Origin of the sequence: Streptomyces sp. NPDC059224 (assembly GCF_042754285.1) — a bacterium.
In the GTDB taxonomy this organism is placed as follows: Bacteria; Actinomycetota; Actinomycetes; order Streptomycetales; family Streptomycetaceae; genus Streptomyces.
This window is the reverse complement of record NZ_JBHZAN010000004.1, coordinates 20542-36140: the sequence shown is the minus strand read 5'-3', so window position 1 is coordinate 36140 and position 15599 is coordinate 20542. Positions and strand designations below refer to the sequence as shown.

The 15599-nt window shown below is 73.5% G+C and carries 10 protein-coding genes; 2 read left to right on the top strand and 8 right to left on the bottom strand.

What is annotated here, in order from left to right; genetic code table 11:
- Window positions 1-48: 48 nt before the first annotated feature.
- A complete protein-coding gene (locus ACFXI4_RS05425) occupies window positions 49-390 on the bottom strand; it encodes a hypothetical protein (protein ID WP_384988353.1) in 342 nt (113 codons plus the stop codon).
- A gap of 626 nt (window positions 391-1016) precedes the next feature.
- On the opposite strand from ACFXI4_RS05425, the gene ACFXI4_RS05420 reads away from it, so the two are divergent.
- Window positions 1017-2957, top strand: coding sequence for an N-acetylmuramoyl-L-alanine amidase (locus ACFXI4_RS05420; RefSeq protein ID WP_384988351.1), 1941 nt, complete (start codon window positions 1017-1019; stop codon window positions 2955-2957).
- Between the two features lie 39 nt (window positions 2958-2996).
- Here the strand turns inward: ACFXI4_RS05420 and ACFXI4_RS05415 are convergent, their stop codons facing one another.
- Entirely contained in the window at window positions 2997-4361 is a 1365-nt protein-coding gene (locus tag ACFXI4_RS05415) for an amidohydrolase (protein WP_384988350.1), read from the bottom strand.
- Between the two features lie 181 nt (window positions 4362-4542).
- Here ACFXI4_RS05415 and ACFXI4_RS05410 point away from each other — a divergent pair, with 181 nt between their 5' ends.
- Window positions 4543-4716 (top strand): thiazolylpeptide-type bacteriocin, encoded by a 174-nt coding sequence (locus tag ACFXI4_RS05410; protein ID WP_031179489.1) that lies wholly within the window; start codon window positions 4543-4545, stop codon window positions 4714-4716.
- 71 nt (window positions 4717-4787) lie between these two features.
- On the opposite strand, the gene ACFXI4_RS05405 is transcribed toward ACFXI4_RS05410, so the two are convergent.
- The 6 genes from ACFXI4_RS05405 to ACFXI4_RS05380 form a co-directional block, all read right to left on the bottom strand.
- Window positions 4788-6818 (bottom strand): TOMM precursor leader peptide-binding protein, encoded by a 2031-nt coding sequence (locus ACFXI4_RS05405; protein WP_384988349.1) that lies wholly within the window; start codon window positions 6816-6818, stop codon window positions 4788-4790.
- Window positions 6815-7567, bottom strand: a complete 753-nt coding sequence (locus tag ACFXI4_RS05400; RefSeq protein ID WP_362732062.1) for an ABC transporter permease — start codon at window positions 7565-7567, stop codon at window positions 6815-6817. Before ACFXI4_RS05400 ends, ACFXI4_RS05405 begins: the two co-directional genes overlap by 4 nt.
- On the bottom strand, window positions 7564-9930 hold the full coding sequence (locus ACFXI4_RS05395; RefSeq protein WP_384988348.1) for an ATP-binding cassette domain-containing protein: 2367 nt from the start codon (window positions 9928-9930) through the stop codon (window positions 7564-7566). Before ACFXI4_RS05395 ends, ACFXI4_RS05400 begins: the two co-directional genes overlap by 4 nt.
- Window positions 9927-11069, bottom strand: a complete 1143-nt coding sequence (locus ACFXI4_RS05390; RefSeq protein WP_384988347.1) for a lantibiotic dehydratase C-terminal domain-containing protein — start codon at window positions 11067-11069, stop codon at window positions 9927-9929. The genes ACFXI4_RS05395 and ACFXI4_RS05390 overlap by 4 nt, the downstream gene beginning before the upstream one ends.
- The gene (locus ACFXI4_RS05385; RefSeq protein WP_384988346.1) at window positions 11066-13846 is read right to left on the bottom strand and encodes a lantibiotic dehydratase; all 2781 of its coding nucleotides are present in this window, start codon (window positions 13844-13846) and stop codon (window positions 11066-11068) included. Before ACFXI4_RS05385 ends, ACFXI4_RS05390 begins: the two co-directional genes overlap by 4 nt.
- Window positions 13847-13938: 92 nt before the next feature.
- A complete protein-coding gene (locus ACFXI4_RS05380; RefSeq protein WP_384988344.1) occupies window positions 13939-15528 on the bottom strand; it encodes a nitroreductase family protein in 1590 nt (529 codons plus the stop codon).
- Window positions 15529-15599 lie beyond the last annotated feature (71 nt).

The following is a 15599-nucleotide window of genomic DNA, read 5'->3' as shown; positions in this document are numbered from 1 at the left end:
CCGTCCCACGGTCGTGGCCGACGACGGCACGTCACCTGGCCCGACACGTCACCCGGGAGCCACGAGGGCAGTTGGGACTTCGTGCGCCCGTCCCGGTTCCGGCGTCGGGGCGGACTGCTCGGCGAATGTCTCGCCGAGTTGCTCGGAGCCGGGGCGGTACGGGAACCGTGTGACCCGGTGCGGAAGTCCGCGTTCGACATCGCTGCGCTGCTGAAGTCCCGCCGCGAAGAGCTGTTGCGCGAGGTGCTGCTGCGTCGGACGGTTCGCCGCGGCCCAGGAGGCGTCCACCTGACCTTTGAACTCCGCGTCCGGTGGCAGCGTGGCGAGGTCGACGAAGTGGTTGACGTCCTTGATGGTCTGCAGGTGGAAGGACGCGACGCGCGACGCCAACGCATCGACGAACCGGTCGAGTTCGGCGTCGGGAAGGCACGGTTCACGTATCCGTGCTGCTCGGCCCGCACCCCGTCCAGGTCGAGGCCGTCGTAGAGGATCGCGAACGTGCGGCCCCGCCCCACCGGCCCGGGCAGGCGAAACGCATGTCGGCGGCGAGCAGGAACTCGCTGCCTGCGCCTCGTGCGGTACCCCTGCCGCGTTCCCGCAGCGCCGCAGCCTTCGGTGCGGCGGGTCGGCTCCGCTGCGGCGAGGACCCCCTCAATACCTTCACACGTTCGTAGCCGGACCGCTACGTGTTTCCGTGCATGAACCACATATACTGATTGCATCGTCAAGTAAATGTCCCGTGGCGCCTTGTCGCGGGGCGCCTCGGTCATGGGGTGGCGGCTCGCCCGGCAGCGTGGCCGGTGCGGTCGTCTCGTCCCTGGATCTGCGACGACGGCCCTCCGGAGCTACTGGTCCGGGCGGGCCGCACGCGTTGGAACAGGTTCGACAGCAGGTGGCCGGTCAGTTGTCTCGACCGGCCGTCGAGGGCTCCGGCATACGCGGGCTTCGCCGGCGACCTGATCAGCGGTGTGCTCAACGACCTTCAACTTCTGAGTTCCCGTAAAGGACCAAGCACCTTGCACAAGAGGAAGACGCGGCGGAGGGTGTTCGTCGCCATCGCGGTCGGCACGCTGGCCGCGGGCGGCCTGGCCGTTCAGCCGCTTAGCGCGCTGGCCGACACGAGCGCCACCGCGAACAGTTCGGGCGACACGCGCCAGCAGGACTTCACCTCCGCAGCCGCCGAGTACCACGTTCCGTCGAGCGTCCTGCTCGGCCTGGCGTACCAGGAGTCGGCCTGGGAGTCGCACGGGGCGCAGGCCAGCGCGGACGGCGGCTACGGGCCCATGCACCTCACCGATGTGACCCCGGCCATGATGGCCACCGGTGACGCGGGCGCGGTCGGGCGCAGCGACCTGAAGTCGATGGCCGCGAACCCGGCGCTGCACACCCTGCAGGCCGCCGCGAAGCTGACCGGTCTGTCCGAGGACGCGCTGCGCAAGGATCCCGCGGCGAACATCCGTGGCGGCGCGGCCCTGCTGGCCTCGTACGAGAAGCAGGTCGTGGGCGGCGCTCCGGAGGACCCGTCCCAGTGGTACGGCGCTGTCGCGCGCTACAGCCAGTCGCCCCGGAAGCAGGACGCGAAGGTCTTCGCGGACCGCGTGTTCTCCACCATGCGCAGCGGCATGGGCGTCACCACCAAGGACGGCCAGCGGGTCCGGCTCGATGCGGCGCCCTCGGTGAGCCCTGCTCTCGCGCAGGTGGACCGGCTCCACCTGAAGAACGCGGCGGCCACCGACACCGAGTGTCCGCCGGCCGTGCCGTGCACCTTCGTGCCCGGATCCCAGGCGGGACTGCAGGTCTCCAACCGCCCGGCCAACGGCATCAAGATCGACACCATCGTCATCCACGACCTGGAAGGCACGTACGACTCCGGCGTCGCCAGTCTGGCCAACCCGGCCAACGGCGTGTCGACGCACTACGTCATGCGGTCCTCGGACGGCGCGGTGACGCAGATGGTGCCCACCAAGGACATCGCCTTCCAGGCGGGCGACTACTCCACGAACCTGCACTCCATAGGCATCGAACACGAGGGCTACGCCGCGCAGGGCGCCACCTGGTACACGGAAGCCCAGTACCAGTCCACGGCCTACCTCGTGCAGTACCTGGCTCACCGGTTCGACATCCCGCTGGACCGCCAGCACATCCTGGGCCACGACGACGTCGCGGGGCCGAGCCTGTCCGGTGTCCGCAATCAGCACTGGGACCCGGGGCCGAGCTGGGACTGGGACCACTTCATGAAGCTGGTCGGTGCGCCGCTCAGCGGGATACGTGCCACCGCGCCCGTGGGCTCGGTCGTGACCATCGACCCGGTCTTCGACACCAACGTGCAGACGGTCCGGGTGTGCCCGGTCGACGACCCGACCGGTGCGACCCCCTCCTGCACGGAGCGGGAGCAGAAGTCGAACTCCGTCTACCTGCGCACCGCTCCGGACGCGGCGGCTCCGCTCTTCGGTGACCAGGCGATCCACGGCACGGCCGCGGGCACGGACGAGATCAGCGACTGGGGCAGCACGGCGCAGGCAGGTCAGCAGTTCGTCGTCGCCGATGAGCAGGGCGAGTGGACCGCGATCTGGTACAGCGGTGCCAAGGTGTGGTTCTACAACCCCGACGGCCAGAACACCAAGCAGGTCTACGGTGTGAAGGTCATCAGCCCCGCCGGCACCGCGCCGGTGTCCGTCTACGGGACGAGCTACCCGGACGCTTCGGAGTACCCGGCCGGTCTGGGCGCCTCGGCGCAGGCCCCCATCAGCGGGTACAGCATTCCCGCCGGCCAGGCGTACGTGGCCACCCAGGCGCCGTTCGCGACGGTCGACTACTTCAAGACCAGCGGCACGGTCGTCACCGGTGCGAAGACGATGTACACCATCCAGTTCAACCACCGTGTGGCCCTCGTGTACTCCGGCGATGTCACCGCGACCACCGCGGTCCATCACTGGGAGGACGGGGCCACGGGCTGACAGTCCCCGCGCCGGCGGCAGCGGTGGGGGGGAGCGGGTTCAAGACCCGCTCCCCCCTCGACCCCGTCCAAGCCGTGCCAGGGCACCCGTCACGAGGGCGGCCGTGCCGGTCTCCAGCGTGAGGCGGACGCTCGGCAGGTAGCGGGGCGAGTGGTTCGCGGGCAGGGCCCGGAGTTTCTGCGCGGCACCGGTGCCGGGCGCGGCCGACCACTGCGCGGGTCCGGTGGAGCCGAGCATCCAGTAGGCGCCGCGGATTCCGGGCCGCCCGTGGAGATGGGCACCGGCGCCGGTCAGGAGCGGGAAGTCCTCGGTCGCGGTGGCGCCCGGCCACCCGGTGACCCGGCCGGCTCCGAAGCGCGCCCGGTGGGCGTCGCGGACGGCGGCGGCGACCTCCGGGTCGGGGAGTGTGACACCGGAACGGGTCACCGGGGTGACGGTGACGCGGGGTGTCACGGCGGCGGCCGAAGCCTCGGCGCGGACCACCCGTTGCACGGCGGCGACGGCCCGGTCGAGGGCGGTCTCGGTGAACGCGCGTGCGGTGACGTGCAGTTCGGCGCGAGAGGCGATGACGTTCCCGGCATGCCCCGCGTTACCCGTGCGCAGCGAGGACGCCGTGACGACGAGCCGTTCCGCGGGATCGGCCTCGCGGGCCGCGACGGACGCGAGCCGCGTCACGACACCGGCGGCGGCCAGCAGCGGGTCGGCGGTGAGATGCGGGGTGGCGGCATGGCCGCCGTCGCCTTCGAAGACCACCTCCAGCGTGACGCTGCCGGCCAGCACGGGCCCGTCGGCGTGCGCCACCATGCCGGCCGGGAAGGGCGCGGTGTGCTGGGCGAGGACCTCGTCGGGCGGGGTGATCCGCTCGTACAGGCCGTCCTCCAGCATGGCCCGGGCGCCGCTGAGTGTCTCCTCGGCGGGCTGTCCGACGACGAGGAGTGTGCCGCGCCAGCGGTCGCGGCGGGAGGCGAGCCAGCGGGCCGCCGCCGCCGCGCACGCGAGGTGGGCGTCGTGCCCGCAGGCGTGCATGACCGGGACCCTGCCGCCGTCCGGGCCGGGCACGGTGACGGTGCTCGCGTAGGGCACGCCGGTGTCCTCGGCGACGGGCAGGGCGTCGAGTTCGGCACGCAGGAGTACGGCGGGACCGTCGCCGTTGCGGAGCTCGGCGGCCACGCCGTGACCGCCCACCTCACGCACGACGCGGAAGCCGTCCGACGCCAGCCAGTCGGCGAAGCGGCCCGCCGTGCGGCGCTCGGCTCCGGAGAGTTCGGGATGGCGGTGCAGGTCGAGGTACAGCTCCGCGGTGGGCGTCAGCAGCGCGGCGAGGCCGGGGGCGGCGATGTCTGCGGCGGGGGCGGGGCGGCCGAGGTTCGGGCCGGCGTCGGGTCTGTGCCGGTGGTCGCTCATGTGCGGTCTCCTGGGATGGGTGTCAGCGGGGTGACAGCGGACGGCGAGGGTGGTGACGGCCGCGCCGCGTAGAAAAGGATGTGCCGCAAGTCCCCGAAGTTCAGGGGGCGTTCGGCGCACCACCGGGTGGAGCCGTCCCGTTCCGCCCGGCGTCGGGTCCCGCGTACCAGAAGGAGTCGTCATGGCTGACAACACCCTTGCCTCTCTCGCCCAGGAGATCCTGGACCTCGAGTCCGAGACCTTCGAGATCACGGACTACTCGGACGCCAGCGAGGTCATGCTCGGCTCCTCCACGAGCTGCTCCTCGACGAGCACCTGCTCCAGCACCACCAGCACCACCTCCTGCACCGCCTGACGTTCCCCGTCCGGCCGCGAGGGTCCTCGGCGCTTCCACGCGGCGGGGACCCTGTCGTGCGCCCGCCGCCGTCAGGGAAACGGGTGCGGCACGAGCCGCAGGTGACCGTCTTCGAGTGGCGTCGGCACCAGGCCCGCGCGGTACGGTGCGGTCCGCAGCCGCGGCATGTGCAGCGCACGTTGGCGCAGCCATCCGAAGTCGATGGGGAGCAGCCCCGGAGCGAGCGTGGCGACCGTGCGCAGACCCATGCGGCGCTGCTCGGGCGTGGTCTGGTCGACGGCGACGACGTCGCACCCGGCCGAGACCAGCAGGTCGCGCAGGAGCGTCAGGTCGTCACGGAGGTCGCCCGTGCGCGGCCGCCGCTCCTGCCATCCGCCGAACAGGCCGGACAGGGAAGCCACTTGTGGTGGAGCGAGGTAGCTGTGCGCATGATGGCGCATGGCCGGCAGTCCGAAGAGCGCGGCGTGGTCGGGCAGTTGCCTGACCAGTTCGAAGTCCTCTGCCATGGCGGTGAGTTCGGCGGGCCGCTCGGCGACCTGCCGGGGCAGGTGCGGGATGTAGGTGAGGATCTCCGAGATCGCGGACTCCACCGCCGTCTCCGGGTCGAAGGACGCGCCGGCGGCGAACGCCAGGGTGCCGGGCCCGTCGTCACGGCGGACGGCGAGCCCGGTGACGACCGGCAGCGGCAGGTCGACCCGGTTGTCGAAGACGTGGACGTCGTAGCCCTGGAGCGCGGCCCGCGCCACCATGGCCCGCACCTGGGGACCGCGCACCGAGTCCAGGTCGATCTCCGGCAGCGGCAGACCGCCGTACCAGCCGAGCAGGAAGGCGTCCCGCTCGACGAGTTCCAGCAGGCCGAAGAGGATGGCCTCCTCCGGGGAGCCGCCGGTGGCACAGCCGTTGGAGCATTCGAAGACGAAGTTGTCCTCGCGGGTCCCGGCGCTGTAGTAGACGAGCCGGGCCGGGACGAGCACCGGCCGTTCGTCGCGCAGGGACCAGCCGGCGACCCACGGCATCGGCCGGGCCGGGTCGAACGGCTCGACCATCGGATCCTCGGCGTAGGTGTGCGGCGCGTACAGGCCGCAGGAGCGCGGGTCCAGGGCGCGGTCGCCGAGCTCGTCGAAGGAAGCTGTGACGACGGGGGCGCGGTGCCGGCGGTGGGTGCCCGCGTAGCGTTCCAGCCCCTCCAGGAAGGCGAGGTCGCGGCTGCGGACGAAGGAGTTGGCCTGGCCGCTCCAGGTGACGTCGGTGAGTCCGGCGTAGCCGCGCATGAAGACGCTGCCGGCGACGGGCGCGGTGGTGGGGGAGGTGACGTCGATCCAGGTTCCGCCGCCGAGTACCCCGCACACCGGGTTGGCGAGGCCCTTCACGGGCAGCGGGTAGTCGGCGGGGCGGCGCAGCCGGTAGGCGTCCGGATGCGGTTTGGGGCGGGTGGCGAGCGGTCCCACCACGGCCTCCTGCGCGGCCTGCCGCGCTGCCTGTTCGGTGAGCGGGCGGCAGTACGGGCACATCGGCTCCGGCACGAGCGGGAAGGTTCGTACCCGCAGGCTCTCCAGGTCGAGTTCGGTGACCCGGGGGAGTGCGGCGTCGGGGCCGTCCGGGGTGTGCCGGGAGGCGCCGGAGGCGATGAGCCGGTGCAGGGACCAGACGGCGTCCACCGTGTGGTCGGGCAGGGCGGGCCAGTGGCCGGCGGCGGTGGTCGCTGAGCCGGTTTCCAGTGCCTCGCGTTCGGTCCGGGTGCGCAGTCGCTGCCGGCGCATGGCCAGGCACATGCCGCAGGCCGGTCCGGCGTCCGCGGTGCCGCCCCAGGGACCGAGCAGCACGGCCTGAGCGGTGAGGTGCACCGCGGCGGTGTGCGCGGGCGCGGCCCGGCCGGGACGCGCGCCGGCGGCGTCGGTGTCGCCGGGGACGGCGGAGGCGACCGGTACGTCGGAGGCGACCGGCACACCGGCGTCACCGAGCACGTTGGCGTCGCCGATCCGGGACACGGCGGGAGCGGGCAGGCCCGCGGCCGCGGCGCGGGCCGCCAGCCGGGCCTGGAGGTCCGCGCGGGCGGCCTCCAGGGGGGACAGGGCCGTCGCGGGGGCGGTGAAGGGGGTCATGGCCGGTTGCTCCAGCGGAAGATCCGGGTGGCGATCAGCCCGAAGACGACGGCGAAGACGGCGAGTCCGGCGCAGTCCACGCCGATGTCACCGAGGTCCCCGCGCCCGCCCATGGCATCGGTCAGGCCGTCGTTCAGGTAGTGCAGCGGCAGCACCTTGGCGACCGTGCGCAGCCAGCCCGGCATCAGGTCGTCGGGGAAGAACGAGCCGGACAGGAACGCCATCGGCACCATCACGATGTTGGCGATGGCGGCGACCGCCTCCGGGGTGTCGGCGACACTGCCGACCACCAGACCCATGGCGAGGAACGCGGTGACGCCCAGCACCAGCAGCGGCAGCGCCGCCCACCAGGGCCCGTTCAACTGGAGCCCGAAGAACGGCAGCAGGGCGACGGCGGTGAACAGCACGGCCTGCACGAGGGCCACGCCCAGCGCGACCGTCCAGCGGGAGGCGAGCAGGGTGCGCAGCGGGGTGGGGGAGCGCCAGATGAGGCGCAGCACGTCGTCCCGGCGCCACTGCATGAGGGCGAAGCCGACGGAGAACACGGCGGCGTTGCCGACGCCCCAGGACAGGACGCCCGGGCCGATGTAGTTGATGGAGGACAGGCCGCCGTCGACCTGCTGGCCCCGGAAGATGAGGCCGAAGAGGATCAGGAAGGCGAGGGGGAAGGCGAAGGTGAAGAAGAGGGTCGTTCTGTCGCGCACGCTCGCGACGTAGGTGGCCCTGGTCAGTGCGGCGTACGCGCTCAACGGTGGTGCTCCGATCCGGTGTGGGTCAGCTTCAGGTAGGCGTCCTCGAGGGTGGCGGTGCGCACCGAGACCGTGGAGATGTCCACGAGGTCGCCGAGGGCGGTGAGGACGCGGTTGGCGGCGGTGGTCTCGATGACGAGTTCGTCGCCCTCGACGGCGGCGCGGTCGACCCCGTCCAGCGCGAGGGCGTCCTTCGCCGAGAGGTCCGCGGCCGGCAGCAGCAGCCGGGTGGGCGCGGCGAGGGAGCGGATGAGGCCGCGGGGCGAGTCGAGCGCCACGAGCCGGCCCTCGGCGATGATCGCCACCCGATCGCACAGCGCCTCGGCCTCGTCGAGGTAGTGGGTGGTGCAGATGATGGTGCGGCCCTCGGCACGCAACGAGCGCAACAGGTCCCACAGTTCGCGCCGGGCCTCGGGGTCGAGGGCGGCGGTCGGCTCGTCGAGGAAGATCATCTCCGGCTCGTTGAGCAGTGCGGTGGCGACCGCGAGCCGCTGGCGCTGGCCTCCGGAGAGGTGGTCGATCCGGGCGTTCTCCTTGTCGGTGAGGCCGACGCGCTCCAGCGCGGTGCGCGCCACGCCCGGCTCCATGCCGTACAGCGCGGCGACGGTGCGCAGGTGCTCGACCGCGGTGAGCCGGGCGAAGAACGCCGACGCCTGGGTCTGCACGCCGATCCGGGCCAGCAGTGCGGTGTCGCGCGGCCAGGGGCTCCTGCCGAGGACGGTGACGGTCCCGGAGTCGGCCTCGCGCATCCCCTCGACGATCTCCACCAGGGTGGTCTTGCCCGCGCCGTTGGGGCCGAGGATGCCGAAGAACTCGCCGTGCCGCACGGTCAGGGAGACGCCGTCGAGGGCCGTCACCTCCCCGTACCGCTTGGTGACGCCGGCCAGGACGACGACCGGCTCGGTCTCCGTGCCGCCGGGGACGGCCTCGGTCTGCGTGTCGGGTCCGCTCATCTCGCCTTTCCTTGGGTGCGGTGACGGCTCCGGGACGCCGGCGGCGCCCTCGGTGTCCGTCCGTGCCGCGGCGGACCGCCCCGGCACACGTTCGATGGGTGCGGCGGCGGGCCGGGCCCGCCGCCCGCCGGGAGACTCGGCGGGAACAGCCGCCGGGGCCGCTGCCGGGCCGGCCGAGGGGGCCGGGGCGCGGCGGGCGCGCAGGGCGCGGCCGAGCGTGCCGAGCGCCCACAGCAGCAGGAGGGCGCCCAGCAGCGCCGGCGGCAGCGCCCAGGCGAGCACGGCCAGGTGGTCGGGCAGGACGGTGCGCAGCGCCGCCCCGCACAGCACGAGCAGCGCCGCGCACTGCACCGCGGTGAGCACTGCGAAGCCCCCGTACACCAGGCGCAGCCGGGCGGGGTAGGCGCCGAGGCCCGGGCCGCGGCGCAGCGGTGCCCGCAGGGCGAGCGCCGTGAACGTGCGGCTGCCGGCCGCGAGATCGATGACCGCGAGCGCGTGCCCCAGCGCCTTGTAGCCGTCGAGGGGTGCCAGCGGCAGCAGGTTGGCGAGGCCGCAGACCGTGCCGAGGAGCAGCAGCGCGCCGAGCGCGGGCCGTGCGTCGGCGCCGGGCGGCAGCAGCGCCCACACCGGGTAGAACGGCACCAGGAAGAGGATGTTGGCGAGGACCCCGGCGCAGGCGGTGGCCACCTTGCGGCCTCGGCCGCCCAGGAACTGGACGTCCTCGATCTCGCAGTACAGATAGGTGGCGCCGAGGATCCAGCGCAGCCCGATCTCGGTGACCCGGCCGTTCCAGGCACGCGCGGCCAGGCCGTGGGCCAGTTCGTGCAGGGCGAGGCTGCACCACAGGACGCAGCCGACCGCGAGGAGCAGTACGGGCTGCCGGGCCGTCTGTTCCGTCTGCCGCCACAGGATGCCCCACTGGACGGCGACGGCCGTGACCATCGCGACGGCCAGCACGACGAGCACGCCCGGCACCGCGGGCCGCCGCAGGGGAGCGGTGGCGCGGTGCAACTGGTCCATCAGCGCGGGCGCGTCGGCGACCAACCGGGTCCGTCCGGCCAGCAGCCCGTTCGGCCGGGGGGCCGGCGTTGCGGCGGCGGGCGGTGCGGCGGGCGCGGGGGCGCCGTCGAGGAGGCCGCGGCCGTGCAGCAGCCGCAGCAGCTGTCCCCACTGCGCCTCGCCGAGGCGGGTGCCGAACTCTCCGGTGTACTCCCGGCCGATCTCCTCCAGCGTGCGGGTGCCGTCCAGGCGGGTGATGAGGAAGTGCTCCTTGGGGCCGACCTCCATGCGCCGTCCGGTGCGCGGATCCTTCAACAGGTGGATGCGGGCCGCCCCGCGCACCAGGCTCGGGCCGGCCACGATGTCCGGGCGGACGCGTGGCCGGGTCGCGAGGAAGACGTCGGCGCTCACTCCTCGCCGTCCGGGGATCCGTCGCGCAGGGCGCGGGCGAGGACGTAGGAGAGGAACGCCTCGTCGCGGATGGTCATGCTCAGCCGGTTGTTGGTCATGTGCATGTACGGCGAGAGCAGCATGGGCAGCGCGTACGCGGGGTCGGTGGCGTGGATGTCCCGGGTGCCGTCCCAGGAGCGGAACGTCAGCTCACCGGCCCGGGCCAGGCCGGCGGCGCGGTCGCGGAGTTCGGCGCAGTGCGTGGCCCAGCCGAGCAGGAACACCGGAAGCCGGTGCAGCTCGCCCGTGGCGACCGCCTGCCGGATGCGCCGGAACCGCTCGGGCAGCCGGTCGCCCATCGCGTTGTAGGCGCGGTCGTAGCCCTGGTCGGCCGTGAACGTGGTCCCGCTGAACGCCTCGTTCCAGAAGGTGTGATAGCTGTCCAGGAAGCCCAGCAGGGACTCGTCGTCGGCGAGGAAGGTGCCGGACATGACCATCATCAGCTGGGCGGACAGCCCGAGCAGCACGGTCCGCAGATGCAGGTTCATCGTGCGGGCGGCCTCGATGACCAGGTCGCTGGAGTGCTGGAAGTGCCACTCGGCCAGCTCGATCCCGGCGGGCCCGCCGTACTTGCCGAACTCGGGATCGTAGGGGCGCTCCTCGAAGGAGTTGTTGGGCCGCAGCTTCATCCGACCGTCCTCGCCCAGGTATCCGGCGCGCTGCTCCTCGCTGTACTCCAGGGTGAAGAGGGTCTCGTAGAGGTCGGCGAGGAAACCGGCCTTGACCTCGTACAGGGCCGGTCGCCCGCGCAGGAACTCCTCCAGCGCGGCGCTTGTCCGCTCCCGCACCAGCTCCGCGTCCGCGGCCCGCCGCGGCTTGAGCCGCAGCCGCAGGTGGGGGCCCTCCAGCCAGTAGTTGATGAAGAAGTACCCGTCGAGCAGGCCCTCCTCGGTGAGGGCGTCCACCAGCGGCCTGATACAGGTCAGCAGCAGCGGGCGGGGGCTCGCCGCGTAGAAGACGTGGACGGCCAGCCACTCGCCGGGGGCGTCGCCGGCAGCCTCGCCGGCGGTCGCGTCCAGGGCGCGGGCGTCGGGGGCGGTCGTATCGGAGCCGGAGCCGGGGGAGTGGGAGGGGAAGGGGGAGGGAAGGGGTGCGGTCATCGGGTCGGGTCCTCTTCGGGCAGGCCGGCCGGGCCGGGCAGCATCTCGACGGCGAGTTCGGCGACGTGCCGGCCGTGCGGGGAGGTGACGTACAGCTCGTCCTCGCCGGGCAGCATCTCCTCGAAGACGCACCGGGCGCGTCCGCCGGCGAGGAGCCCTTCGAGGGCGATGAGCGACAGCGGACTGTCGAAGTCGACGTATTGGGGCTTGGAGCCGCCGAACCAGGCGCCGGCGCTCTCCTCGCCGTCCGCGGCCTCCCCGTGGACGGTCACGAAGACCCGGCCGGGCAGACCGTGCCGGGTCCGCCAGCGGTGCCAGGCGAGGTACCAGTCGCTGTCGGCGGTGCCGGGAGCCCGCTGCGGCAGGCTGCCGTCGGCGGCCGTCCAGGAGCGCCGCTGGAGGACGAGGGAGTGGTGGCGGACCCGCGGCCGCCGCGTGACACCGTCCTCGGCGGGACCGGCCGGCACTCCGCGCCACACGTCCAGCACGGAGCGGGCGGTCGGGGAGAACAGCAGCAGGGTGCGCGGGATCTCGGGCAGCACCATGGGGACGAGGTAGCCGAGGTACAGCGGGACGACCTCGCGGTCGAGACGTCCCGAGCGCAGGATCAGCCGGTCGCCGGCATCGTCGTGCACGGCGTACAGGTCGTCCAGGGACAGCCGTGCCTCCTCGGGCGCCGTGCTGTTCTCACCGGGACAGACGATCTCGTAGTCCGTCAGGGCGCCGTGCAGGTTGAGGTTGGTGGTGGCGGCACCGGCGGTGATCTCGGCGAAGACCGCGCCGGGTGGGCACAGCCGTCGCAACTCGTCGCGCAGCGCCGCCGTCAGACCCGGGCCTGCCACGCCCGGGCCGTCGAAGCAGTGGGTGAAGCGGGTGAAGGGGAAGCACAGGCCGCCGAAGGAGTCGTTGAGGACGGCCCGCAGCTCGCCGTCCCGGCGCCCTGGCTGGAGGAAGTGGCTGTACGGCTGGAAGGCGGGCGCGGCCCCGCCGAGCGCCCCGGCCACCGCGTCCACGGTGGCATCGTCGAGGACGAACTCCTCGGCCGCGGGCGGGAGTCCGGCCCAGCCGGTACGCATCCGGGCGGTGAACGCGGACCGGGCCCGGTCCAGGGCGGTGATCTCCGGCATGCCGAGCCAGTTCTCCTCCGGGGCGTGGCTGCCGTCCGGGAGGAAGTCGTCCTTGGTGGCGGTGAACTGGAGGTACTGCCGGAAGATGTCCTCGTGGAAGTCGTGGACCAGGCGCAGCAGGTCGTCGCAGCGTCCGCCGCGGCCGTAACGGGCGAGGAAGAAGCCCTTGAGGGTGAGCCGTTGCGGCAGTGCCACGTCGAACGCGGGCAGGACGCGGCCGATCGAACGCAGCGGGCCGGCCAGGGCGGTCCACTCGGTGAGGTCGGCGGTGGTGGTGCCGGCCGAGACGTCCTCGTAGAGCAGGGTCTGCGGCAGCGTGGGCCGATCGGCGCCCAGTTCGGTCTGAAGCGCCGTGAGGTCGGCGCGCAGCTCGGTGAGCAGGGTCCGGCGGGTGTCCAGGTCCGCAGCCGGGTAGCGCTCGACGACGCCGCCGGGGACGTCGAGACGGGTGGCGAGGGCGTCGGCCCAGGGACGGTCCAGCGCGCGCAGCGCACGCTGGAAGGCGCGCAGCGGGTCGCCGCTGTGCACCCCGGTGTCGAGGCTGGGCAGCTGCAGCATGCCGAGGTCGATCAGGGCGGTCAGGTAGTGCTCGGCCTCCTCGGCGCCGGCGCCGGTGGTGGCGGTCAGCCAGCGCGCCAGGTCGCCGTGGCGCAGCACGCCCTCCTTGCCGCGCAGCAGCGCGAGCATCCCGTCGAGGGTGCCCTGCCTGCGGAGGAAGAAGAGCCGGTCCTGCGCCGCGTCGAAGCTGACCGTGGCGCTGTCGTCACCGGCGCTCACCGCCCGCTGCACATAGCGGACGCGGTCCTCGTCCAGTTTCCAGCCGGAGGCGAGGGTGACCGGCAGGTCGGCGCGGCGCTGCCGGTCCGCGGCGACGAGTTCGGCGAGCCGGGTCAGAACGACGACGTTGAGCCTCGGGTGCCCCCTCCAGTCGGCGCCGACCGGCGTGCCTGCCTGTGCGCCGGCCTGGCCCGTGCTCTCGAAGCAGCCCAGGGCGACGCCCGTGAGGGTGCTGAACGGACTGGTCTTGCACGCGGTGCGGTACAGGTAGGACAGCAGCGAGCGCTCCATCTTCCGGGCCCGCTTGCCGGGTACCGGCACCGGGTCGGCGGCGAAGGCGTCCAGCCGCTCCTCCAGGGTGGGGGAGGCCAGCAGCAGGCCGCGGCGCAGCCGGTCGTCGCGGGCCAGGTCGCGCAGCGTGGCGCGGGTGCGGGCCAGCGCGTCCGTGAGGACGGTGCCGCCCTCGGCACGCAGCCGCTCCCACCGCACCCGGGCGTCCAGCCAGGCCGTCAGGTCGGCCGCGGTGACGGGCCCGAGTCCGGCGGCGAGGGCGCGGGCCGCGTCCAGATCACCGGGCAGCCGGTTGTTGAAGACCTGCCGGCGCAGGCCGAGCAGACGGCGGCGCAGCGCGGCGTCGTCGGTGGCGCCGACCGCGCCCGCGAGCGGGTCGCTGAGCCGGGCGCCGAGCTCGGTGAGCCGGTCCTCCTCGGCGGCGGTCCGGGCGGCCCAGCGGGCCGCCTCGGGGGCACGCAGGGCGAGGACGGTGTCGGCCGGAAGACCCGCGACGCGCAGCATGAAGCGGCTGTGCAGGGCCGTACGCCCTGCGGCGGGGGCGGGGGTGTCGTGGGCCGGGGTGGTGGCGGTCGGGCTCACGCCCTCCTCCTTTCGGGTGGGGTGTGCCGCCGCCGCGCCCCGCGGCCGCCGGATCGTCGTCCGGCGGCCCGGTGCGGGCGGCGGCACGCGGGTCACGGGGCGACGATGTCGTAGCGGTAGTCGGCGGGGCGGGGCCGTTCGTGGCCGATCAACATGATCAGCAGCGGGATCTCACCGCGGTCGGCGAGGCCGAGTTCCTCCTCGTAGGAGACGCTGTCGAAGCCGAGCGCGACACCGCAGGCGGTGCCCGCCGCGGAGACGGCGGTGTAGACGGCCTGGGCGGTCGCCCCCACCGCCGCGTTGACCAGGCGGTAACCCCGGTCACCGACGGCGTCCAGCACCGCGTGGGTACGGGCCACCGGCACCAGGACGGCGGCGGCCTGCTCCAGGTTGTAGTTGGCGAGGAAGTAGTTGTCCTGGAGGAAACCGGCGTGGTCGCCGGCCTTCATCAGCACCAGGTCCCCGGTGTCCCGGTCGTACTCGTAGAGACCGGCCGGCACGTCGCGCACGTGGTTGACGAAGACGTACAGCCGGGTCAGCGGGGCCGCGCCGGGTGTCTCGGTGTCACTGTCGAGGGTGCCCGCGGCGACCGCGGCGCGCAGCGCGACCGACAGCCGGTCGGCCTCCAGGGGTGCGACGGCGCTGAACCGGCCGAAGCTGCTGCGGCGTTCGCGCAACGCCCGGCGCACGGACGTGTCCAGCGGCGCGGGCTCGGGCAGCGGGCAGCGCTCGCCGTCGCCCGCGACCGCGGCCAGCGCGACGTCCAGCGCGCCGGGCGCGGGCCGCTCGGCGGCGCCCTCCAGGGTGGCGTCGTGGATACGGCGCAGGGTCGGGAAGGCCAGTACCCGGCGGGACTTCTCGTCGGGCACCCGGCGCACCCGCGCCTCGGGCGTGCGGGGCGCGTCCCGCTCCGGGGCCGGTCCGTCCCAGCGCAGCGGTACGACGGCGAACACGCCGTCGTCCTCGCGATCCAGGCCGAGCAGCCGGCCCAGCCGGGGCTCGTCGAACCACAGGGCGCTGCCCAGGTGCAGGCCGTGCGCGCGGGCCCACATCCGCCAGGTCTGCAGGAGGGCCCCGACGTCCATGGTGACGGCGTGGTAGCAGAAGCTGTTGTACTTGAACGAGTTCTGCCAGAACGTCACCCCGAGCACCAGGAACTGGTCGGTGCCGGCGGCCTCCGGCAGATCGCCCAGCGCGGCCCGGACCTCGCCGGTGACATCGCCGGACAGCAGCCGGGTGACCCGGTGCCCGGGGGTGTCGTAGTAGTAGACGCCCGGCGCGAGCGGTCCGCTCGCCCCGCTGATCCAGTGGACGCCGACGGGGTAGAGGCCGCCGCCCGAGGCCGTGCCGCGCGACCAGTTGGCGTGCGAGTGGAAGGGCAGGGATCCCAGGTCGGTGTTGGCCTGGACGGCGAGGCGACGGCCGGTCAGCCCGTAGGAGTCGCGCAGCATCGCGCCGAGCAGCGGCAGGGTGAACGCCCCGGTGCCGGGCTGCCCGAACAGCCCCCGGCCCAGGGTGGCATCGTCCGCGCAGCCCCCGTCGGGCAGCGGGAAGGACGGCGCGCCCGGGAAGAACTTGCCCTTGCGGGGGCGGTCGGACCAGTCGGGGACGAAGTCGGCCGGTTCCATGGGGATCCTGCCCCGCCGCATCACCGCGGTCGCGTACTCATGGGCGTATCCCATGGTCACTCCCTCTTCTGCTCGTCTTGGTGGGCGCCGGCCGGCCGGGAGGCGGGCGGCCGGCGTGGGGATGT